Raw genomic sequence first — 22655 nt, forward strand, 5'->3', positions numbered from 1 at the left:
TGGTAAATCGTATAATTATTATTGTCCATAGCAATTATTTTTTACCTATTGTAATTTCTTGTCAAGCCTTTAATAATTTCTGACAGCATTTCGCCGGAAGGAACCACCATGTCCAAAGCCCAGCTAGAAATTGTCCAGCCTGCTGACGAGCCGGATCACGGCCTCACACAGGAATTGCTCGAAGCTGGCGATTCCGAAGGGCTGGCCGCACACCTGGAGGCCATGTCACTGAGCGATGCACTGCGCGAGATCCTCAATCTCAATGCACCCGATCGCGAAAGCGTTCTGGCTCTGCTCCCCGTTGAGCTTGCGGCAAGCCTGATTGAGGAAGCCCCCACCGAAATCGCGGTTGAATTGCTGGAAAATCACGAGGCGGAACGGGCCAGCCTCATTCTGCGTGAACTTTCCTCCGATGTTCAGGCTGATATCATCGGTGAATTTGACCAGGAACATGCCGACGCAATTCTTGGCGAAATGAGCGCGCGCGAAGCCGCGGACCTGCGGCGTCTGGCCGCTTATGATGACGACACGGCCGGTGGCCTGATGATTTCCGAAGTGTTCACCTTCTCGAAGAAAAATACTGTCGGACAGGTGCTCAAACAATTTGTCGATGAGGATTCCGATTTTGAGCGTTATCGCGGTCAGCATCCTTATGTGCTGGATTCCCGAAAACGGCCTGTTGGCGTCGTGTCCCTGCGCAGTCTTCTGACAGCAAAGAAATCAGAGCCTCTGACCGAGATCATGGTCAAGCCGATGTATGTCACGGTTGAAACCCCGCTCGACGATCTGCGCGATATTTTCGACAAGCATGCCTTCCTCGGCATCCCCGTCGTTGCGCAGAACGGCCGCTTGGCCGGTGTGGTCTCACGTTCGGCAGTCGACATGGCGGCACTTGAGCGCGCGGAAACTGAAAGCCTGAAATTGCAGGGTGTTGTCGGAGAGGAAATCCGTTCCATGCCTCTTGGCATCCGCTCGCGGCGACGGTTGGCATGGCTGTCCACCAATATCGTCCTCAACATCATCGCAGCCAGTGTCATTTCCGCATATGAAGAGACGCTGACCGCTGTCATTGCCATCGCAGTGTTCCTGCCGATGGTCTCGGACATGAGCGGCTGTTCCGGCAATCAAGCGGTCGCGGTCACCATGCGCGAATTATCGCTCGGTCTGGTAAAACCCGTCGATGCAATGCGGGTCTGGCTCAAGGAAGCCTCCGTAGGTCTGATCAATGGAACCGTTCTGGGCATTCTTATTGGCATCGTCGCCTGGGCGTGGAAAGGAAATATATATCTCGGTCTGGTGATCGGTCTGGCGTTGTGCCTGAATACCATCATCGCCGTGTCCATCGGCGGCGTTGTGCCGCTGCTGTTACGTCGCTTCGGCCAGGACCCGGCTGTTGCCAGTGGCCCTCTGCTCACCACCATCACCGATATGGCGGGTTTTTTTCTCGTCCTCAGCCTTGCCAGCGCTTTTCTCCCGTTTCTGAAATAGGAGCGTAGTCGGGCAATCCCCAAAAAGCCGAACACCATCATCATTTCCGCAGATGTGTCAGGCCACGTTCCTCAACCCTGATGCGGACATACAGCATTGCTGCATTCAGCACCGAGAACAGGACGGCCACCTGGAACAGGTCCAGCACCATCGGTGCGACAAGGATTTCAGCAACGACAAGGCAGTAATTCGGGTGCTTCAGATAGGCAAATGGACCAGATTTCACCAGGGGCTGATCGAGTATGATAATGCGCGTTGTCCAGCGTTCCCCCAAACTGACGAGGATCCAGATTCGGAACATTTGCAGACCGGCAAACACCAGCAGCCAGCCAGTTGAAACCGGCTGGTTGTAGCCAAACCCGATCAGCGCCAGAAGCCATGCAGCATGCAGCACAACCATCACCGAATAGTGACCTGCGCCAATTTCCCTGGCTCCCTGTCGCAGAAGCTTCGTGGTATTGCGCCTTGCAATCAGCAATTCACTGAGGCGCTGCACCGCAATGAAGCTCAAAAACAGGGCTGCTGGCAGTGAAAAGTCAGGCATCAGCGTTCGACAGCCAGGGGCAGGAAGGATGCCGTAAAGCCCGGACCCAGGGCACACATCATCATCTGCCCTTCCGTTTTCGCCTCCAGAATCCGCTTCAATACAAACAATGCGGTGGGTGCAGACATATTGCCATAATCGCGCAGTACCGACCGTTCGGCGTCAAGCGATCCGGCCTCAAGGTCCAGTGCGGTTTCAATCGCCTCCACAACTTTGGCACCACCGGGATGGCAGACAAAGCGCACGATGTCGTCCCTCGCCAGTCCGCTGCGCGATAATGCCTTGTCACAGGCTTCGGCAAAATAGGTTTCTGCAAAAACAGGTATCGAGCGGTCAAACACCACTCCGAGCCCCGCCTCGTCCACATCCCATCCCATTATCGACAAAGTATCGGGCCAGAGCTCTTCCTGGCCAATACCAAGCGAAACGCTGGTCCCGCCCGCTTTTCCCGGTTCCGTCGACAGCACACAAGCCGCCGCACCATCGCCGAAAAGAACGGTCGCGATAATATCCGCCTTTTGCAGTCGGTCGGACCGAAACGACAGGGTACAGGCCTCCAGCGCCACTATCAGCACATGCGAACCGAGCTGCGCTGCCGCCTGAGCCTGGGCGATTGCAAGGCCCGAAACGCCGCCGGCGCACCCAAGTCCAAACACCGGAATCCGTCGAACATCAGTGCGAAAGCCCATATCCTTCCATGCCAGAGCCTCAATCGTGGGTGTGGCAATACCGGTGGAAGAAATTGTCACAATCGTGTCAATCTGCCTTGCGGATAACCTTGCATCGTCCAGTGCCGCTGTCGCCGCTTCCGTGAAAAGTTGTTTAGCACCCTTCAGAAACAGGCTGTTGCGCTCTGGCCAGTTTTTCGGTTCTTCAAACCAGTCGAATGGTGCAAAGGAATAGCGTTTTTCCACGCCTGAGGTCTGAAATGTGCTCGCCATGCGCTCGAATTGAGAATAACGCGGGCCCAGAATGCGCCGGGCATTCTCAAGCACAAGATTTTGCGGCAACTCATAAGCCGGTACAGCGGTTGCCAGGCCCTTCAGAAAAACACGCATGGCCACTTCCATATGATCAAATTGTACAGATCATACGCGTCAGAATGTCACTTGGACCACCAAACAGGCCGACTGATCGCATTACAATTTGGAAATATGCCTGCCGATTTGCCGTATGCTTTGGCGGCGCCGCCCAACAACCCCGCAGTCACACAGACTGCGGGGAAATAGGATGTGCCGGCTATTTTGAAAGTTTTCGGCTCTGGTTCAATCCGATCACCAGACTGACACACATGGCGAGCAGCACAATCGTGAACGGGAATCCGGTACTGACCGCCATCGCCTGAAGCGCGGTTAACGCACCCGATCCGCCAACCAGCAACAGGGTTGCTGCGACCACACCTTCAAAAGTGCACCAGAACACACGCTGGGCAACCGGTGCATCTGTCTTGCCGCCAGCGGTAATTGTATCAATCACCAGAGAACCTGAATCCGATGAGGTGATAAAGAATATCAACACCAGAATAATCCCCAGAAATGACGAGATCCCTGCGAATGGCAGCGGTTTCAGCATTTCAAAGAGTTTCAGTTCCAGCGCGGCATCTTTCACCGGAGCCGCAGCATCTGCAACAACTTGCGAAATCGCAGTGCCGCCAAATACGCCCATCCAGACGACGCTGACAAGCGTCGGAATGACAATCACACAGAAGATGAACTCGCGTACTGTCCTGCCTCTTGAGACACGGGCAATGAACATGCCGACGAAAGGTGACCAGGAAATCCACCAGGCCCAGTAGAATGAGGTCCAGCCTTGGGAAAAGTTCACATCCTCGCGTCCGAATGGCATCGACAGCGGAATCAGATTGGTGACATAGGCCGTTCCGCCAGAAACGATGGCGGCAAAAATATCTCCGGTGGGTCCTACCAGCAATACAAACACCAGCAACAGTGCTGCCAGCCCAATATTGACTTCTGACAGGATTTTCACTCCACCGTCCAGACCGCGCAGGACCGACAGCAGTGCGACAGCGGTAATGACCGCAATCAGGATGACTTTGGCACCGTTGCCCGTGTCCCATCCGAATAGATAATTCAAACCGGCAAGTGCCTGTTCTGTGCCAAATCCAAGTGATGTGGCCAGTCCGAACAAAGTGGCAAATACCGCCAGGATATCGATGATGTGTCCCCACCAGCCCCAGACCCGCTCACCTAACAGCGGATAGAATGCCGAGCGCAGGGTTAAAGGCAGGCCACGATTATAGGTAAAGAACGCCAGTGATAATCCTACCACAGCGTAAATCGCCCAGGGATGAAGGGCCCAGTGGAAAACCGTCGCTGCCATTCCCAGATCACGGGCGGCCGCAATGTCACCAGCTGCCGCTCCCAGGGGTGCCCAGTCAGTCCGCGCGCCAGCCTCACCTGCAACACCGCCCAGTGACGAGGCAAAATGCGACATCGGCTCCGAAACGCCGAAAAACATCAGGCCAATGCCCATTCCGGCTGCAAACAACATGGCGAACCAACCCAGATATCCATAATCTGGTATGGCATCATCTCCACCCAGTCGAATAGCGCCCAGGGGCGTGATCATCAGGACCAGGCTTAAAATGACGAAAATATTTGCCGCAGATAGAAAAAACCAGTCAAACGTCGACGTCAGGAATGGCCTCAGCCAGCCGAAAAAATCTGTCGCGCCTTCCTGAAACATCAGTGTGATCAGCACAAATCCGACGATACCCAAACCCGAGATCAAAAATACCGGATTGTGAATATCCAGTCCGAACGGATTGATATTGTGCTGGCCGATTTCGAAATCGGTATCGACCGGATGCGGTGCCGCATCGTCTGAACTCTCAGTTGCCTCAGTCATTACTGCGCTCCCCGTATCAAAGAAATAGTGTTTTGTTGTGGAATTTGGTTTCAGCCCCACGCTTGCCAGCAACGCTAACATGGTTGGCAACAGTCTCAAAAGAATACTGCGCCCCGCAGATGTCTGATTACGACATTCCGGTGGCAATTAACGTCCTTGCAGCGCCCGAGCACAGCATTGGCTGGAATTGCGCCCCCTCAATATGCCGGCAAGGCGACAATGGTCAGCGCCGGTACAGCCAATAATTTAAATCCATGTGAATTGATGTGGCCTCCGCAGCAAAACCGATCTTCGGCGGACCCAGCGAAATGCCGCCATAGCCAAGTACTGCCACGCGGGCGCAAGTATTGCCACGCGGGCGACAGCCTGACCCTGCCCCATTGGTGCGTCATTTGCCTGCTGACCGCCCCCCGTCAAGCGCAATACAATCCATGCAGGGTCTTCAATACGACAGCTACCTCGTTGCCTTTAAGCGAATAATAGATCGTCTGCGCATCTCGCCGTGTTTGCACCAGACCTGCGGAGCGCAATTTTTTCAGGTGATGCGACATCGCGGGTTGGGACATATCAACAAGACCAGCCAGTGACAGCACACTTTGCTCGCCGTCCAGCAGAATGCACAGAATCCGCAGCCGCGCCGGTTGCGATAGCATGTCCATCAGCGCTGCCGCTTCCCTGATATTCGGTTCCAGATCCTGAATTTTGATGTCCATCAAAAATTTCACCCTTGTATATCGGTAAACGCTTATATAAATATCGATAGATACAAACTCAAGCGAGGATCAACACAATGTTTAAAACTGCAAATGTCGGCTCTGTAGATCGCATCATTCGGCTGGTTGTCGGAGCGATTCTGGTTATCGGACCCTTTGTGTTCGCATCTGCATTGTGGTCTGGCCCCGTCCTGAGCTGGCTCGTGCCGCTTATCGGTATCGTCCTGATTGCAACGGCACTTTTCCGCTTTTGTCCGCTGTATCGCATCCTTGGCATGAACACCTGCAAAACAGGCTGAATTATAAATGGAAACTGCCACCCAATTCACGCCCTGGGCTTCGCTTGGCGGCGGTGTCCTTATCGGCATAGCCGCCATCTTGCTGATGGCTGTTCACGGACGCATTGCCGGGATGACAGCAATCCTCTCCGGCGTCATTCCGCCCTTGGGAAATGACTGGGCCTGGCGACTGGCATTCCTGGTCGGTGCAATTATTGCTCCGCTGATTTACCTGGCATCGGGGGGCGTTGTGCCTTTTGCGGTTCCTGTAAGTAACACTGCGTTGGTGATTGGTGGACTGATCGTCGGCGTTGGCGTGTTTTTCGGCTCGGGCTGTACCAGCGGCCATGGTGTATGTGGCATGGCGCGTCTGTCACCGCGTTCAATTGTCGCGACCGGCATATTTATGCTCGCAACATTCATCACTGTTTTCATTATCCGACATGGTCCGGGGCTGTAGTATGATCCGGCTATTATCTTCCGCGATTATCGGCGCCGTTTTCGGTCTTGGAATCGCGATTTCCGGTATGGCAAACCCGGCAAAGGTTCTGAATTTCTTCGATCTGTTCGGCACCTGGGATCCAAGCCTTGCCCTTGTCATGGGCGGTGCCCTGCTCACCACCGCCATTGGCTATCGCATTGTCTTTGCCCGCCAGCAAAAACCGGTTCTTGGTTCCGCATTCGATGTGCCGAAAAACCGCACAATCGATACCCGGCTGGTTGCCGGATCGGCAGCCTTTGGTGTTGGTTGGGGCATTGCCGGCTTCTGTCCTGGCGGTGCCATCCCCGCACTTGGCCTGGGGTTTTCTGAACCACTCATCTTCGTTGCAGCCATGCTCATTGGTATTGCCACTGCCCGCGCCGCAAATAACTGGCTCCGAAGAACCGCCATTATCGCCTGATTTTTTTAACCCGACCGGATACCGGGCCGCGCAGGCAGGCAATGACAGGCCATCCGATCAATATAATATTCAATAATATGAATAGGAGAATGCGATGAATTCTTATCCTCTCGATATGTCAGTTCGTCCCGAAGTGACCGCTTTCTTTGATGATGCCACCAATACCATCAGCTATGTGGTCAACGACCCCGGCTCTAACGCCTGTGCAGTGATCGATTCTGTTATGGATATCGACTACGCGGCCGGACGCCTGACTTACGATCATGCCGATAAAATCATCTCGTTCATCACCGACAACAGCCTCACACTTGAATGGATCATCGAAACCCATGTTCATGCGGACCACTTGTCTGCGGCCCCCTATATTCAGCAAAAGCTTGGCGGCAGGATCGGCATCGGTGATCAGATCATGGTCGTTCAGGACACGTTCGGCAAAATCTTCAATGAAGGCACCGAATTTCAGCGCGACGGATCGCAGTTTGATGCACTTTTCAAAGAAGGAGATATCTACACGATCGGCAACATGCAGGCCGTTGCCATCTTTACGCCGGGTCACACCCCCGCCTGCATGGTCCACGTCATCGGTGACGCGGCCTTTGTCGGCGATACATTATTCATGCCCGATGGTGGTTCCGCCCGCGCCGACTTTCCAGGCGGAGATGCCGCAACACTTTACGACAGCATTCAAAAAGTTTTGGCTCTTCCCGATGATATGCGCCTGTTCATGTGCCACGATTACGGCCCCAACGGCCGGGATATCAAGTGGGAAACAACCGTCGGCGAGGAAAAGCTGCACAACATCCACGCAGGCGAGGGCAAAACCCGCGAAGATTTCATCAAATTCCGCACCGCGCGCGATGCCAGCCTCGGCATGCCCCGGCTCATACTGCCTTCACTTCAGGTTAATATGCGGGCAGGCGAAGTGCCTCGGGACAGCGAAGGCAGTCTTATGCTGAAGGTTCCACTCAATCGTATTTAGCGCTCGACAGCGCAGCGTTTCAAACTCAGAAGGAAGGGCCAGCCGTGAACATCAGGAAAATCGATGACAGTCTGTCTGTCTGTCCACAGATTTCGACAGACGATATTGAAATTATCGCTGCAAAGGGCTTTTGCTCCATCATTTGCAACCGTCCGGACGGTGAAGCGGACAATCAGCCAGGCTTTTCCGAAATTGCCGCGGCTGCAGATGCTGCCGGGCTGGAAATCCGTTACCTTCCCGTCATATCCGGCCAGCTGCAAGATCAGGACATTGCAGAATTCAGCGCTGCCCTGCGCGATTTACCAGCGCCTGTTTTGGCCTATTGCCGCACAGGCACGCGCTCAGCCATGTTGTGCTCACTCCATGAAAATCGCAATAAAACTCCCTCGTAAAAGGCAGGAAGAGATGCGCCGGGTCGCACATTTCTGGCCAACGCCAGGACTTAGAAAATGCAAATGAGGGCACCTTCCTTCCGGCAGGCGGCCGGGCTCGCGCAGCGCTATCTGCCTGTTTTCACATGGAGCAGAACCTATAATCGGGAAACATTTGCCGATGATATGATTGCCGCCGTGATTGTGACCATCATGCTGATTCCACAATCGCTTGCCTATGCTCTGCTGGCCGGCCTTCCGGCACAAATGGGCATTTATGCCTCTATGGCCCCGATCATTCTCTATGCTGTATTCGGCACCAGCAGTACTCTGGCGGTCGGTCCGGTTGCCGTGGTGTCTTTGATGACTGCGGCAGCAATCGCCAAAGTCGCACAACCCGATTCCGCCGAATTTGTGGCCGCCGCCATAACGCTGGCATTTCTGTCAGGTGCGTTCCTTGTTCTGCTGGGCGTCCTGCGCCTCGGATTTCTCGCCAACTTTTTGTCCCATCCGGTGATCTCCGGCTTCATCACTGCATCTGGAATTCTCATTGCCGCCAGCCAGTTCAGGCATATCCTGGGCGTATCCGCGGAGGGAGACACCCTGTATGAGCTCGCTGTCTCACTCAGCCGCACTGCCGGCAGCGTCAATCCCTACACATTCGCAATTGGTGTGACTGTGACCGTGTTGTTGTTCTGGATACGCAAGGGACTGAAGCAGCGTCTGATAGGAATTGGTGTGTCTTCGCGGCTGGCAGATATGGCTGCAAAAACAGGCCCGGTCGCCGCAATTCTTGGGACCATTCTTTTGGCATGGGGCCTGGATCTGGGTGCCAGAGGAGTCGCCCTTGTCGGCGACGTGCCTCAGGGACTTCCACCACTGACCCTGCCCTCTTTTTCGATCAAACTTTGGCGCGACCTTGCAGGATCCGCCATACTGATTTCCATTATCGGTTTCGTTGAATCGATCTCGGTGGCTCAGACCCTCGCCGCCAAGCGACGGCAACGCGTCGATCCCAATCAGGAACTTATCGGCCTTGGCGCGGCAAATCTTGGGGCCGCGTTCACCGGCGGCTTTCCTGTGACAGGAGGATTTTCCCGATCAATCGTCAATTTCGACGCTGGTGCCCGCACGCCGGCAGCAGGTGCCTACACAGCGATCGGCCTCGGCCTTGCGGCCCTGTTTTTGACACCGCTGATTTACCATCTGCCGAAAGCAACTCTGGCGGCCACCATCATCGTGGCTGTGCTGTCGCTGGTGGACTTTTCAATCCTCCGGAAAACCTGGATATATTCCAAAGCTGATTTTGCCGCTGTTCTCACCACTTTGCTCATCACCCTCGCTCTCGGCGTGGAATGGGGTGTTGTTGCCGGTGTCCTGACGTCGCTTCTGATCCACCTTTACAAGTCGTCCCGTCCGCATATGGCAATCGTCGGACAGGTTCCCGGAAGCGAACATTACCGTAATATTCTGCGCCACAAGGTCATCACTCATGACACCATCCTGACGCTCCGCGTGGATGAAAGCCTGTATTTCGCCAACGCACGGTTTTTGGAAGATGCCATGTACGCCATGGTGACGGACCGACCCGAACTCCGACATGTCATTCTCATGTGCACGGCAGTCAATGACGTTGATATGAGCGCACTTGAATCCCTTGAAGCCATCAATCAGCGCCTTGCTGACATGGGTGTTAAATTCCATTTGAGCGAAGTTAAAGGCCCGGTCATGGATCGCCTGCAGCGAACAGATTTCCTGCAGCACCTCTCAGGAAAAGTCTTCCTCAGCCAGCATCGCGCCATATGCGAATTGGCATAATCCACTGATCTGACGAGCATTTCGGCACCGCAAACCGGATCAGATAAACGCCGGCACTGCAGCGCTCTCATTGCATGGCTGCAGGCTCAAGATTTCTCTCTGCAAGCTGCGCGCCAATCTGCTCAAACACGTTCGGGCTCAAGACAGAGATTGTCAGTTTGTTGTTCAGATCGTTGCGCCGGATGGATGCGTGAAGGCCGGCTTGCGCGGCAACAACGTAGCCGGCGGCAACATCCCACATATTTGTCTGCTCTTCGTAATATCCCTGCGTCATGCCAAGTGCCGCAAATGCTGTCCCAACCACTGAACATCGAAGATTCATGCATTCCAGATCGGCATTCAGAAAAATATCCTGCGCCTGTCTGAAAGACGATGTTCCCCAGTAAGGGCTTTGCCCCAGGACCACCGAAGGTATTTCTGATCGCTGAAATTCCGATTTTTCAGATCTGTTGTACCGGATTCCCGGCGTCGCACTGTTTGCCGAAACCAGAATATCAAGCAGCGGAATACAGATGGCCCCCATCACGGGTAACCTGTTCTCACAATAGCCGATCGAGACACCCCAGAATGGTATGCCTGCGAGAAAATTCGAAGTTCCGTCAATCGGATCAACGCACCAATAGGCACCGCTTTCGACACCCCCGCCCTCTTCTCCGACAATATCATCTTCAGGGTATTGTGCACGTATTCGCTGCCGGATCATGTCTTCGACGTTGCGATCTGCTTCGGACACAAAATCTCTGGGATTTTTCGACTCAATTCGCAAAGTTTCCGACTGCTGAAAATATGTGACCGCCAGCTCCGCAGCTTCAGCTGCCAGATCTTCCGCAAATTGTTGTTTGCGCTTTATCTCGTGCGTTCCTGCAATATTCAAACTGTCGGCTGTCATGACAACCGGTCCCGGCGCAAAGCGCTTTCGCCTCCGGTACTATCCAGCTCCACATAGCGCGTGCTGACAACATGATCTCCAGCGGGACGCAGACTGTGTATGAAATAGGCAAAAGGCTCATCGACCAGTCCCAGTTCACAATCCCCAAAAGGGCTCTCACCGCCGAATTGAAATGCCGGACTTCCGGCAACGTAACACTGCGCCCCCATCCAGACCGCGTGGTAGGGTCGATGAATATGTCCGCACAAAAGGGTTACCTTGGATCGGGCATTTCTGATCAACTCACCGAATACTTGATCGCCTTCAATTGTGGTGATTTCATCAAACTCGGCCAGACCTGTGGAAAATGGCGAGTGGTGCAACAATATAATCGTGTGCGGAGCCGTTGCCGACAACAGATTGGTCTGTAAACGGTCCAATTGCCTGTCCGTCAGCCGGCCTGTCATGGTGCCTTCAATAAGGCTGTCCAATCCAATAATCTGCGCTTCAGCGGAATTGACATAAAAATCAAGTGGCCCGGCTTCTGGCAGAGGACCCGATGATCCGAACACGCTTCGAAACGGTTCTCTCAAATCATGATTCCCGGGGACGACAAATACCGGAATATCCAGCATATCCATAAACTGTTTTATTTTGAGATAGGACCCGATATCGCCGTTCTCTGCTAGGTCACCAGTGACCGCGACAAAATCCAGATTGGTTTGAATTTCGCGAAGATCACCGAACAGGATTTCCAGGGCGTCGTATAAATTATTTCTGAGTAATGGGTGATCCTGGGGGGCATCAGCCAGATGTAAATCAGATATGTGAGCAAATCGCATGATGGCTCCAGGTTAAAAGTCTCTATTTCTTCAACAGAAATTATTCTGAGCCACACAATGACCAGGCAAAATCGTCTCTGTCCTACTTGATTCCAGCGCGCATGAAGTTGGCGACGAATTGCCTTTGGAAGATCAGGAACCCAACGACCAAAGGTGCGGTCGTAAGAAGCGTGGCAGCATTCACCAGTGCCCATTCAACGCCGCTTTCAACCGTCGCAAATACGCTCAGGCCAACTGTCACCGGCCGGGCCTCCGGGGAGTTTGTAACGATCAACGGCCAAAGGAAGTTGTTCCAGTGAAAGCTGATGGAAACCAGCGCATAGGCCAGATAGGTTGGCTTGGCCAAAGGCACATAGACATTCCAGAGCACGCGCCAGGTTGAAGCACCTTCAACCTGAGCTGCTTCATCAAGCGAAATCGGAACAGACTTGAAAGTCTGTCGCAATAGGAAAATTCCGAACGCAGACGTCAGATAGGGCAAAGCGATACCGAAAATCGTGTCGGTCAAACCCAATTTGGTCAGTGTTGTGTAGTTCTCAACGATCAGAATTTCGGGAGTGATAAGCAGTTGAACCATAATCAAGGCGAACAGCAATCCGGCACCTGGAAACCGGTAACGCACAAAGGCGTAGGCAACCAGGGTGCACAGGATTAAATTAGCGACCAGAATGATAAGTGTGAGAATAACTGTGTTGGCGAAATACAGCGCAAACGGCGCTGCCTGCCAGGCTTCAACGAAATTTTGCAGCGTCATCGGCGCATCCAGTTGAATGGTTGCCGAATATTTCTCCGGATGGATGGCAGTCCAGACTGAATAAATGAACGGAACACCCCAAATCAGCGCAAGCACGATTGCCAGAGTGCTGATCGCGATCCTGTTGATACCGGCTCTCATTGGTAATGCGTCCTTCTGTCAAGAATTTTGAATTGGACCAGTGCAATCAGGCCGAGGAGAAAAACCATGAAAACCGTCAGAGTCGCGCCATACGCAAAATCTCTGTAGCGGAATGTGACTTCGTAAATATAGTAGAGCAGAAGCGAACTGGAATTGTTCGGCCCGCCCCTTGTCATAACGACAACGTGGTCGATCAGTCTGAAGGAATTGATCAGCGCATTGACCGCCACAAACACGGTCGTTGGTTTGAGAAGCGGCAGAACGATATCGAAGAATATCCGTGTTGAGCCGGCACCTTCCAATCGTGCGGCCTCTTTCAGATTGGTCGGAACGGCTTGCAGCGCTGCAAGGTAGAAAATCATGAAAAGTCCGGATTCTTTCCAGATGGCAACCACCATCATCGAACCCAGCGAGGTGCTTGAACTGCCAAGAAAATTAATCGGAGGGAGTCCGAAAACGGATAGAATCTGCGATGCCAGACCAATGCCTGGTGCATAGAAAAACAACCAGATGTTTGCCACCGCAATCATTGGCAGCATGGTGGGCATGAAGAATGACAACCGCATCAGCGCTGTGCCGGGCAGCTTCGCGTTGACCAGCAGCGCCATGCCGATGGAAAGTGCAATTGCGGCTGGTATTGTGAACAGAGCATAAAGCGCACTGTTCCAGAGAATCTGTTGAAACGTTTCATCCGCGAGCAGCGTCTCATAATTTCCAAGGCCGATGAACTGTGACGGCCGGCGGATTGTTCCCATACTCCAGAACGAATTAAGAAGGGATTTTACCGCCGGATAGTGTGTAAACGCGGCCAGAAGGCTGCAGGGCACCACCAGAAGAATGAGCGCTAGTCGGAATGTGAGTGGTTTCATCTGATGCCCGCCTGTTTGTGCATGCCGCTTTCACGGCATGCACATTTGATAGTTTGAACGATGCTTATTTGTAAGCATCCAGAACCGCATCAGCCTTCTTCTGCGCTTCTGCGAGGGCCTCGGCAGGATCCGCCTTGCCGTCAATCGTCGATTCAATCGCCTCGACCAGGAATTGAGTCACCCGGCCACGCTGAAATGTCGCGAATTCGCGATTGGCATATTGAATCTGGTCACGTGCAACCAGAGCCTGAGGAAGTTTGGCGGCATATTCTTTCATCACCGGAGTTTCCCACGTATCAGCCCGCGGTGCGATGTACCCGGTAGCGATGGACCATTTGGCTGCATTTTCAGGTGCGGTCATGAACTTGATGAAATCAAGCGCGGCTTCCCGCTCCTCATTCGTTGTCTCTTTGAAGATGTAGAAGTTGCCGCCGCCGACAGGAGCACCCGGACCTTTACCGCCGGGCAGGAATCCGACACCCCAGTCGAATTCAGCATTGTCGTTTACGAATGCCAGATTGCCCGTTGAAGTCCAGATCGTGGCAGCATTTTGCTCGACAAAGGCCTTAGGCGTGTCGCCCCAGCTGATTCCGCCGGGTGCCATGACACCCTCCTCAGACAGTCTGGTCAGGAATTTCAGCGCACCCACCGCTTCGGGCGTATCGATGGCAACATCAACGCCATTGTCTGCTGACAATTGACTGCCGTTCGAAATCACCAGTCCGCCATATAGCCACGCCCCGCCAAGGCCGAGCGTTGGGATACGTGTGCCCCATTGGGTCACGTTGCCATTGGAATCTTTTTTGACGAGTTTTTTGCCCATCTCGATCATTTCATCCCAGGTCTTGGGGGGCGTTTCCGGATCGAGACCTGCCTCTTTAAATGCCTTTTTGTTGTAGTACAGAACCGGCGTTGAGCGCTGAAATGGAACGCCGTAGATTTTTCCGTCCAGCATCGCGTCTCTCATGAAACCCTTGTAGAAGCCGTCAAGCCAGACCTGGTCTTCCGCTGAACTGGCAACATCGGTGATCGGAATGACAACGTCTTCTTCAACCAGCGTGAAGATATCAGTGGCCAGCAAAACAGCGACATGCGGCGGTTGGCCCGCAGTTGCTGCCGTCAGCGCTTTCGTTGTGGTTTCTTCATAATTGCCGGCGTAAACCGCTTTCACATTGTGTTGCGGATTCTTGGCTGCCCAAGCATCTGTCAATTCCTGGATAGTGGCAACAGCTGGCGCATTCACGCCAACCGGAAAATAGAATTCCAGTTCGGCAGAAAACGCGGCACCTGCATACAGCACCATTGCTGCTGTGGATGTCATCAGTGTTGTAGAAATTCTCATGTCAGTCTCCTCCTTGGGTGTTTATTATTAATTTGCCTGCGAGCGGGTGTTCACTTCAACATCAGGCTGGAACGGTACATTTTGCCCGTCCGAATGCCTGAACAGGTGCAATGCATTCTGATCGGCGTCCAGGAACACTTCACGACCCAGACTAAAGCTCTCGGCTTTGGGGATGATCGTGATAATTCGTGCCTTGTCGGCGATTTCGATGGTGACAAGTGTATGGACGCCCTCATATTCCGCGCCGACAATCTTTCCGTTCAGGCCAAGCGCAGAAGGTTGGCTGCAAAGCACCAGATCCTCTGGTCGAATTCCAATCAGGAAGTCCCTTGCGCTTGCCGCATGGGTTCCCAGAATTTCCGGCGCAACAGCGGAGCCATTGATCAGGTTCATCGGGGGTGTGCCGATAAAACTGGCTGCGAAAATATTATTCGGCTGGACATAGATTTCTTCAGGTGTGCCGAATTGCGACGCTCTGCCGCCATCCATCAGCATGACTTTGTCAGACATCGACAAAGCTTCGCTTTGATCATGGGTCACATACACAATTGTGATGCCAAGCTTCTGGTTTAACTCGCGAATTTCGCTGCGTATTTCGACCCGTAATTTGGCGTCGAGATTTGACAGCGGTTCATCCATCAAAACCAGTGGACGATTTGCGACAAGCACTCTGGCCAGCGCGACGCGCTGCTGTTGTCCCCCGGACAGCTGGGCCGGATGGCGCTGCAGCAACTGGTCAAGGCCCATAAGTTCGGTTACCCGTTCCAAATTGGCATTTTGCTCCGCCACCGGGGTGCGCCGCACGCGCAGTCCGTAGAGGATATTCTGGCGCACCGTCATATGCGGAAACAGCGCATAATTCTGGAACACCATACCAATATTGCGCTCGGCAGGCGGCAATTTGGTAACGTCAACTCCATCAATCAGAATTTGCCCGCCCGACACCGTATCCAGGCCCGCCATAAGCCGCAAAGCTGTGCTTTTCCCGCAGCCGGAAGGCCCCAGAAGCGTCAGAAACGTACCGGCCTCGACCTTGAAGCTGATGTCATGCAGAACCTGGACAGATCCCCAGCTTTTCTTGAGATTGATCAGTTGAAGGTCAACGCCTGTTTTTGTCATGACAGGATCACCTCCAGGCCGGCGTTTGAACATTTTGCCAACATTGCTGCGTCTAATTCCCTGTTTGTGATGACCCCGTCGATCTCGTCAAAATTGGCGGTAATCGAAAAAGCACTGCTTTTGAATTTGGTATAATCCGCGATCACATAAGCGCGGCGGGACACTGACAGAGCCATCCGCTGAATCTCGCTGTAAGGCTCCAGCACCATGCTTATTGCGCGACGATCAACATCGATCGCCGAGGCGCATAAAAAAGCGATGTCAAATGTCAGCCCACCCAGTGCATTTGCCGCCAATCGGCCTCCGAAGGCTTCGTTGACCCTCAGGAAATTTCCACCCGTCAGGTAGAATTTCTGGTGTTTTTGAGCGGCAAAAACATTTGCGATGCTCAAGCTGCTGGTGACAAAGGTGCAGTCCTGTCTTTTGGCAAGCGCGACGGCCAGTTGGACAGCGGTCGTTCCCGCATCCAGGAAAACTGTTTCATTGCCCATCAACATGCCGGACGCGACGGAAGCGATCCGGTTCTTTTCCGCAATATTTACGGTCGCGCCCACTTCTTTGGGCAATTTCCGGTTCGCCAGCGCAATGCTGACTGCTCCGCCATGTGTTCTCGCGAGCAGCCCCTTTGTTTCCATAGCGCTCAGGTCACGCCTGATTGTCGCGACGGAAACTCCGAACAGGTTGGATAAATCATTCACATCAACAGCAGCGTTGGCATTTATCAATTCAAGCAACTCACTCTGTCGCGTTGCTACCAATTGAAAATGGTCTCGCATTCGCTCCCTCCGACAATAGTTTGATGAATTTACGCGGCTTTAAGGTAAACGTCAATCATAAACGCTCATATACAATCGAAAACGTTCATCATGACTCACTAAAAGAGGTGCGATAACAGGGCCGGAACACATTGTTTTATTGACTTAATCAGCGACGATACGCGCATCCAAATATAAAGTAATGTCGACCACTTTTGCTGGCCAACAATCTCAATACCTCTCCTGAAAACAGCCAGAATCAAAGTGTTCATTGGATTTTTAAACGATATTGGCAGGCAGTACGCGCCCGGCACGTTCAGCTAAGCATTCGATCTGTCCACACATGGCACCCGCAAAATCCAGCTTCCAAATATGGCGACTTCCGGACTTCCGCTTTGTGGCCACATTTACTTGCACAGCTGCAACATATGCGTGTTTTTGAGCGATTAATCCATAATAGCTCCATTCTCATTCATACCGCTCAGAGAGACGAACAGTTTCTCCCGCATAAATTGCTGACAGAGAGCGCAAAGGATGCGTTATCTCCTGTCCCAATGAGCGGTTTTGAGTGATAATGATTGACTTCGACACGATCAATGCCCAAGTTTTGCAACAGAAGTTCAGGAACCCCCGGAGTGATTTCATGTCGGAAGACACTCAACTTGCTGCCGTCAGGCAGCAACAGATCGTAGATCTGATAAACCGCAATCAGTCTGCCAAGCTGGCTGAGCTGAGGGCAAATTTTGGTGTCTCGGAGGCAACCATACGACGCGACCTGGCAGCACTGGAATCCAGAGGCGTTATTGTCCGCACTCATGGCGGTGCTGTCACGAATTTACTGGTGTCTCAGGTTGAGCCGAATGAGAGCCGTGCGGTTTCCAACGTCGACGAAAAAGTCAGGATTGGCATCGCCGCCGCACAACTCATTACGGGTGAGAAAACCGTGTTTCTTGATGCCGGGACGACGGCACTTCAGATTGCCTGCGAAGCCCAGGAAAACACCCGCTGCCGATACGTAACCAGTTCGCTCGGCATCGCCAATGAGCTGAAAAAGCGCTCAGTTCCCTACCTCTACGTCATTGGCGGAGCTTATCTGGAACTCAACGACTCCTTTACAGGTTCGATTGCCATTTCAACTGTCCGCTCGCTATCTTTTGACATTGCCTTTCTGTGCGTTTCCTCGGTTGACGTTGAGCGCCAGCAGGTCAGCATTGGTCTTGATGCTTATAGCCAGGTGCAAAAGGAGGTTATCGGCGTGTCCCGCCAAAAATACGTTGTGGCGGATCATACAAAATTCCGCACCGGGGCATTTGTCAGCACAGCGACCTTCGATCAGATTGACGGCGTCATCACGACAGATCTGGTTGGCAAAACCGCCATTGAGAAAATGAAACTGGCCAACCTTGATGTCGTGCTCGCATAGAGCACTTTCTGCAGGATTGCCGCCATCAGAAATCCTGCGCTAACGTCGCCAAAGATACTGCAAATCCACAGCTTCAAATCCGATTACGGCGGGATGCAACAGGATCAGAAGGAGCAGCAGACCAAGTCCCGCTACAAGTCTGACAACCAGATCCAATGATGGTTGCAGCGCGCGCGCCTTGGTGGATTCATCCAGCAGCGCCTGCCAGACTGCCGGGCCGATCTCGTTTCGGCGGCGGCGGTCAATGAGCCGCATGCCCACCACAGCAAGCACCGCAAAACCGCCGAACAGCAGCGCATGTGCCAGATCTCCGTTGGGTGCCAGATGGCCCAGCGCCCACAGCCCGATGGCCGCGAGATAGGGATGCCGGACCAGACCGATGATGCCGGGCCGGGCCGGATTGAAAGTATCATCGCGCCAACCGCCGAAGGAGAACGGATTTGGCCGCAACGCCGCCAGTGCAACGATCAGGCAGGCAACTGCCAGAGCCGCAAGTGTAACCAGATTCTGCCATTCCGCACGCGGCCACAGTTCCACATAGGGCGCCCGTCCTGCGGCGACAATCAGCCAGACCAGAACCGCGACTGAAAGCACCGAATAGGCCATCGCGAATGCGGTTTTACCGATCCGTGCCACAAGCCATGGCTTGACCGGCGGCCGCACCGGGATGGCATGGCTAGCCAGAAACAAGCCGAACGCCGCGATATATTCACCCCAGCCATTCATCTCATCACCGCCCTGTATCTGCAGAACGGAGTGCCCCGCGCGGCCGCACCAGCATCGGCCAGTAGAGAATTGCAAAGCCCGCGAAGGCCACAATCCATGCCGCCGCTGCCAGATGCAAAAGCCAACTCCAGTCAGGCCATAGCCCGGCGGCGAACCGTGCCGCAACCGCGACAATCAGCGCGACATAGAGTGTTGTTATGCTTGGCCCGGCATGGAGTGGCCGCCCCGCATGGCCGAGGCTTGCCCTTGTCATCATCGCCAGCGTCATCAACCCCGTTGCACCTGCCAGCCAGATATGCCGTGCCGCAGTTGCCATGTCGGGAAACAGCCACCCTGCTATCACTGCCAGAAAGCCCAGCGGCACGAACGCATACCCTGCATGCAGCACCCAGACCAGCGCCTCAGCCCCGGTCTGCATGCCCTGCCAGCGTGCCATCCGCCAGAAATTTGCAAGTCCTGCCAGGCCACAGACAATTGCAGTCACTCCCTGGTCCGGCCAGATTACCCAGAGTGATAAAGCGGCGAATGTCAGCGCCAGAACCAGGCCGTCGGCCCGGCCAAAAGGCGTCGGCAGCCGAACCGCGCCGCGTTTTGCAAGCCAGTTGCGGGTGAAACTCGGCACCACGCGCCCTCCGATCAGTGCGATCATCATGACTGCCGTCGCCAGACCGGTCCGAAGCCCGAACCCGCCTGCCGGATAGCCGCCACGTGCTGCCTCCAGATGATAAATTGCATTGGCCAGCGTCCACAGCGTCAGCAGTCCCAGCACCGGCAGGTTGCGCCAGTTTCGCCCTGCGATGATCTCGCGCGCCAAAAATCCCGCCAGCGCCAGCGGCAGCGCAAGGTCGGCTAGCGCCACCACCGTCCAGGGCAGAAGGGCCGACACAGCCACAGCGCCACGGCCAACAACCCACAGTGTCGCCAGCCCCAACAGCGGCCAGCCGGTGACAGGCAATCGTCCGGTCCAGTTTGGCACTGCCGTCAGCAAAAACCCTGCCATCACCGCTCCCAGATAGCCGAACAGCATCTCATGGGCGTGCCAGGACACAGCATCAAAAGCTGTCGGCAGGATTTCGCGTCCGGTCAGCATGAAAGTCCACAAAAGCATCGCCAGAGCTGCCCATAGCGCACCGATCAGAAAGAACGGCCGGAAGCCAAAACTCAGGATAGCGGGACCTTGCCAGGCCCGCATCCGCTCGGCGGAATTTGTCATGTCTGTGTCTCCATTTTCTAAGCTTTGTGCTACGTCCTGAACCGCAAATTATCCCGGTTCAACTCGGACACCGACTTGCAGCCCATCAGCCGCATATCACGTTCTATTTCGCTGCGCATCAGACCCAATGCCCGTTCCACACCCGCCTGCCCTGCTGCTGCAAGCGGATAAAGGTAGAACCGTCCGCCACCCACCGCCTTTGCGCCCAGCGACAGAGCTTTCAGCACATGGGTGCCGCGCTGCACTCCGCTATCCATGATGACGTCAATCCTGTCACCCACCGCATCCACAATCTCGGCCAGTTGGTCGAACGGTGCCCGTGATCCATCCAGTTGCCGGCCGCCATGGTTTGACAGCACAATGCCGGTGCAGCCGATATCCACAGCCCGTTTGGCGTCGGCCACACTCATCACGCCTTTCAGGCAGAACTGGCCATCCCACTCCTGCACCATTTTTGCTACATCATCCCATGTCATCGAAGGGTCCAGCATTTCGGTGAAATAGCGTCCGATAGAAAGCGCCCCTGCGCTCATATCGACATGATCATCCAGCTGCGGCAGTGCAAATTTCTCATGGGTGACATAATTGATGCCCCACATCGGTTTCAGGGCAAATTGTGCCATGCCCTTAAGGGACAGCCGGAACGGGATAGAGAATCCTGTGCGCAAATCCCGTTCACGATTGCCGCCGGTGATCGAATCCACCGTCAGCATCATCACCTCCACACCCGCCTCTTTGGCCGACTGCATCATCGCCTTGTTCAAGCCGCGATCCTTGTGGAAATAAAACTGATAGCACTGCGGATTGCTGTGCTTCTTTCGCACCTCAGCAAGGCTCACGGTCCCCAGCGAGGACACGCCGAACATGGTGCCGAACTTTTCCGCTGCTGCCGCAACCGCAAGCTCGCCATCATGGTGAAACAGGCGCTGCAATGCCGTTGGCGAACAGTAAATAGGCATTGCCAGCTTCTGCCCCATGACGGTGACAGACATGTCGACATCTTTGACACCGGCCAGAACATTCGGCACCAGATCACACCCATCAAAGGCGTCCGTATTGCGCTGATAGGTTGTCTCGTCGTCAGCCGCCCCATCGATATAATTGAAGATCGGTCCCGGCAGACGTTTTTCGGCAAGCCTGCGGAAATCATGAAAATTGTGGCAGTCTTTCAGGCGCATAAAAACTCACTATAGCTCGGTACAAGGATGATCGTAGCTCTGGAGGATTCGCTGCAACGAGTCAGCACCAATTGTAACCGCCTGGCATGCATATCATCAATTCTGCCGCGCAGAAACGAAATGCTGGCATCAAAACGACGTTTCCCGTAACAGTGTGACAGCATTGAAAAAAAGGCCCCGCGCCGGCCGAACCCGGCGCAAACATATTGCACTGCCGTGCGACACCACTTACTGATAACCAGCCCGTTGAAGCACCGCTTCACCTGCTGGTTTCAACACCCTGATCTGTCAAAGGACCTGACCCAATGAGCAACACATCTTCTGCCGTGGACCCGGATGGCCTGATGGAATTTTCCGTCGTCTTTACCGACCGCTCTTTGAACCATATGTCGCGCACCTTTCAAAAGGTCATGACAGACATTTCAGCCGGACTGAAACAGGTCTACAACGCCGAGGCTGCTATCATTGTGCCCGGCGGCGGAACCTTTGCCATGGAAGCAGTGGCCCGGCAGTTCGCTGGCGGCAAAAAAACCATGGTGCTGCGCAATGGCTGGTTCTCCTATCGCTGGACACAGATTTTTGAGGCTGGTGACATTCCCGCTGAACAGGTGGTGCTGAAAGCGCGCCAGACCGGCAATCAACATCCGGCTCCCTTCGCGCCCCACCCGGTTGAGGATGTGGTCAAGGCCATCCATGAAGAAAAACCGGATGTCATCTTTGCTCCCCATGTGGAAACCTCATCCGGCATCCTGCTGCCGGATGATTACATTAAATCGGTCACCGACGCCGCCCACGCTGTCGGCGCCCTGTTTGTGCTCGACTGCATCGCCTCCGGCGCTTTGTGGGTGGATATGAAAGCCTGCGGCGTCGATGTGCTCATCAGCGCGCCGCAAAAGGGCTGGAGTTCATCGCCCTCCTCCGGCCTGGTGATGCTCAGCGAACGCGCGCTGGAGGTGCTGCCCGGCAGCAAAAGCTCCAGCTTCGCAGTGGATCTGGCGAAATGGCACCAGATCATGCAGGCCTATGAAAACGGCGGCCACGCCTACCATTCCACCATGCCGACCGATGCGCTCACCGGCTTTCGCGACACCATGCTGGAAAGCCGCGACTATGGTCTTGAAAAACTGCGTGAAGAGCAATTGGCACTGGGTACCGGTGTGCGCCGTGTTCTTGCCGACCATGGCTACAAAAGCGTTGCCGCGCCCGGCTTTGAAGCGCCCGGCGTGGTGGTCAGCTACACCAGCGATCCGGCCATTCAAAACGGCAAGAAATTTGCCGCGCAGGGCATGCAGATTGCAGCCGGCGTACCGCTGATGTGCGACGAGCCCGCCGATTTCTCCACATTCCGCCTTGGCCTTTTCGGCCTCGACAAACTCCACGATGTCGACGCCGCAATTGCAAAAGTTGAAACAGCTCTGACGGAAATTGAAGCGCTGGGATAAGTTGCAGGGTCAGTGGAATGGT

The 22655-nt window shown here is 54.3% G+C and carries 23 protein-coding genes; 9 read left to right on the forward strand and 14 right to left on the reverse strand.

Going from position 1 to position 22655, the window contains the following annotated elements:
- The first annotated feature begins 108 nt into the window (after positions 1 to 108).
- Positions 109 to 1488, forward strand: a complete 1380-nt coding sequence (gene mgtE / locus RAL88_RS04985) for a magnesium transporter (protein WP_306267686.1) — start codon at positions 109 to 111, stop codon at positions 1486 to 1488.
- 40 nt (positions 1489 to 1528) lie between these two features.
- Here the strand turns inward: mgtE and RAL88_RS04990 are convergent, their stop codons facing one another.
- The 4 genes from RAL88_RS04990 to RAL88_RS05005 form a co-directional block, all read right to left on the reverse strand.
- Complete coding sequence (locus tag RAL88_RS04990; protein ID WP_306267687.1) at positions 1529 to 2032, reverse strand: isoprenylcysteine carboxyl methyltransferase family protein; 504 nt, start codon at positions 2030 to 2032, stop codon at positions 1529 to 1531.
- Positions 2032 to 3090 carry a type III polyketide synthase gene (locus RAL88_RS04995; RefSeq protein ID WP_306267689.1) on the reverse strand — a complete coding sequence of 353 codons (1059 nt, stop codon included), beginning with the start codon at positions 3088 to 3090 and terminating at the stop codon, positions 2032 to 2034. The genes RAL88_RS04990 and RAL88_RS04995 overlap by 1 nt, the downstream gene beginning before the upstream one ends.
- A gap of 181 nt (positions 3091 to 3271) precedes the next feature.
- A complete protein-coding gene (locus RAL88_RS05000; protein WP_306267691.1) occupies positions 3272 to 4900 on the reverse strand; it encodes a BCCT family transporter in 1629 nt (542 codons plus the stop codon).
- Positions 4901 to 5313: 413 nt separating this feature from the next.
- Entirely contained in the window at positions 5314 to 5613 is a 300-nt protein-coding gene (locus RAL88_RS05005) for a helix-turn-helix transcriptional regulator (protein WP_306269584.1), read from the reverse strand.
- A 77-nt stretch (positions 5614 to 5690) separates the two neighbouring features.
- On the opposite strand from RAL88_RS05005, the gene RAL88_RS05010 reads away from it, so the two are divergent.
- The 6 genes from RAL88_RS05010 to RAL88_RS05035 all read left to right on the forward strand — a co-directional run bounded on the left by RAL88_RS05010 (position 5691) and on the right by RAL88_RS05035 (position 9961).
- Entirely contained in the window at positions 5691 to 5912 is a 222-nt protein-coding gene (locus RAL88_RS05010) for a DUF2892 domain-containing protein (RefSeq protein ID WP_306267693.1), read from the forward strand.
- A gap of 7 nt (positions 5913 to 5919) precedes the next feature.
- Entirely contained in the window at positions 5920 to 6351 is a 432-nt protein-coding gene (locus RAL88_RS05015) for a YeeE/YedE family protein (protein ID WP_306267694.1), read from the forward strand.
- 1 nt (position 6352) lies between these two features.
- Positions 6353 to 6793, forward strand: coding sequence for a DUF6691 family protein (locus RAL88_RS05020; protein ID WP_306267695.1), 441 nt, complete (start codon positions 6353 to 6355; stop codon positions 6791 to 6793).
- A 94-nt stretch (positions 6794 to 6887) separates the two neighbouring features.
- Entirely contained in the window at positions 6888 to 7772 is an 885-nt protein-coding gene (locus tag RAL88_RS05025; RefSeq protein WP_306267696.1) for an MBL fold metallo-hydrolase, read from the forward strand.
- Positions 7773 to 7816: 44 nt separating this feature from the next.
- Positions 7817 to 8164, forward strand: a complete 348-nt coding sequence (locus RAL88_RS05030; protein ID WP_306267697.1) for a TIGR01244 family sulfur transferase — start codon at positions 7817 to 7819, stop codon at positions 8162 to 8164.
- A gap of 57 nt (positions 8165 to 8221) precedes the next feature.
- Entirely contained in the window at positions 8222 to 9961 is a 1740-nt protein-coding gene (locus tag RAL88_RS05035) for a SulP family inorganic anion transporter (RefSeq protein WP_306267698.1), read from the forward strand.
- A 67-nt stretch (positions 9962 to 10028) separates the two neighbouring features.
- Here RAL88_RS05035 and RAL88_RS05040 read toward each other — a convergent pair whose 3' ends face one another.
- The 7 genes from RAL88_RS05040 to RAL88_RS05070 all read right to left on the reverse strand — a co-directional run bounded on the left by RAL88_RS05040 (position 10029) and on the right by RAL88_RS05070 (position 16672).
- Positions 10029 to 10850 (reverse strand): inositol monophosphatase family protein, encoded by an 822-nt coding sequence (locus RAL88_RS05040; RefSeq protein WP_306267699.1) that lies wholly within the window; start codon positions 10848 to 10850, stop codon positions 10029 to 10031.
- Positions 10847 to 11671, reverse strand: coding sequence for a metallophosphoesterase (locus RAL88_RS05045; protein WP_306267700.1), 825 nt, complete (start codon positions 11669 to 11671; stop codon positions 10847 to 10849). The genes RAL88_RS05040 and RAL88_RS05045 overlap by 4 nt, the downstream gene beginning before the upstream one ends.
- 82 nt (positions 11672 to 11753) lie before the next feature.
- On the reverse strand, positions 11754 to 12566 hold the full coding sequence (locus tag RAL88_RS05050; protein ID WP_306267701.1) for a carbohydrate ABC transporter permease: 813 nt from the start codon (positions 12564 to 12566) through the stop codon (positions 11754 to 11756).
- Entirely contained in the window at positions 12563 to 13435 is an 873-nt protein-coding gene (locus RAL88_RS05055) for a carbohydrate ABC transporter permease (protein WP_306267702.1), read from the reverse strand. The genes RAL88_RS05050 and RAL88_RS05055 overlap by 4 nt, the downstream gene beginning before the upstream one ends.
- A gap of 64 nt (positions 13436 to 13499) precedes the next feature.
- Positions 13500 to 14777 (reverse strand): ABC transporter substrate-binding protein, encoded by a 1278-nt coding sequence (locus RAL88_RS05060; RefSeq protein WP_306267703.1) that lies wholly within the window; start codon positions 14775 to 14777, stop codon positions 13500 to 13502.
- 27 nt (positions 14778 to 14804) lie between these two features.
- Positions 14805 to 15896 (reverse strand): ABC transporter ATP-binding protein, encoded by a 1092-nt coding sequence (locus tag RAL88_RS05065; protein ID WP_306267705.1) that lies wholly within the window; start codon positions 15894 to 15896, stop codon positions 14805 to 14807.
- Positions 15893 to 16672: a DeoR/GlpR family DNA-binding transcription regulator gene (locus RAL88_RS05070; protein ID WP_306267706.1), complete on the reverse strand. Its 780-nt coding sequence runs from the start codon at positions 16670 to 16672 to the stop codon at positions 15893 to 15895. Before RAL88_RS05070 ends, RAL88_RS05065 begins: the two co-directional genes overlap by 4 nt.
- Positions 16673 to 17294: 622 nt before the next feature.
- Between RAL88_RS05070 and RAL88_RS05075 the strand changes: the two genes are divergently transcribed.
- Positions 17295 to 18074, forward strand: a complete 780-nt coding sequence (locus RAL88_RS05075; protein ID WP_306267707.1) for a DeoR/GlpR family DNA-binding transcription regulator — start codon at positions 17295 to 17297, stop codon at positions 18072 to 18074.
- Positions 18075 to 18113: 39 nt separating this feature from the next.
- On the opposite strand, the gene RAL88_RS05080 is transcribed toward RAL88_RS05075, so the two are convergent.
- The 3 genes from RAL88_RS05080 to RAL88_RS05090 are packed head-to-tail and all read right to left on the reverse strand — an operon-like array spanning position 18114 to position 21191.
- Complete coding sequence (locus tag RAL88_RS05080; RefSeq protein ID WP_306267709.1) at positions 18114 to 18800, reverse strand: NnrU family protein; 687 nt, start codon at positions 18798 to 18800, stop codon at positions 18114 to 18116.
- A 4-nt stretch (positions 18801 to 18804) separates the two neighbouring features.
- The gene (locus tag RAL88_RS05085) at positions 18805 to 20013 is read right to left on the reverse strand and encodes an NnrS family protein (protein ID WP_306267710.1); all 1209 of its coding nucleotides are present in this window, start codon (positions 20011 to 20013) and stop codon (positions 18805 to 18807) included.
- A gap of 29 nt (positions 20014 to 20042) precedes the next feature.
- Positions 20043 to 21191, reverse strand: coding sequence for an alpha-hydroxy acid oxidase (locus tag RAL88_RS05090; protein ID WP_306267712.1), 1149 nt, complete (start codon positions 21189 to 21191; stop codon positions 20043 to 20045).
- 305 nt (positions 21192 to 21496) lie between these two features.
- On the opposite strand from RAL88_RS05090, the gene RAL88_RS05095 reads away from it, so the two are divergent.
- Positions 21497 to 22633 (forward strand): aminotransferase class V-fold PLP-dependent enzyme, encoded by a 1137-nt coding sequence (locus tag RAL88_RS05095; protein WP_306267713.1) that lies wholly within the window; start codon positions 21497 to 21499, stop codon positions 22631 to 22633.
- Positions 22634 to 22655: the final 22 nt, after the last annotated feature.

Origin of the sequence: Pararhizobium sp. IMCC3301, assembly GCF_030758315.1 — a bacterium.
In the GTDB taxonomy this organism is placed as follows: Bacteria; Pseudomonadota; Alphaproteobacteria; order Rhizobiales.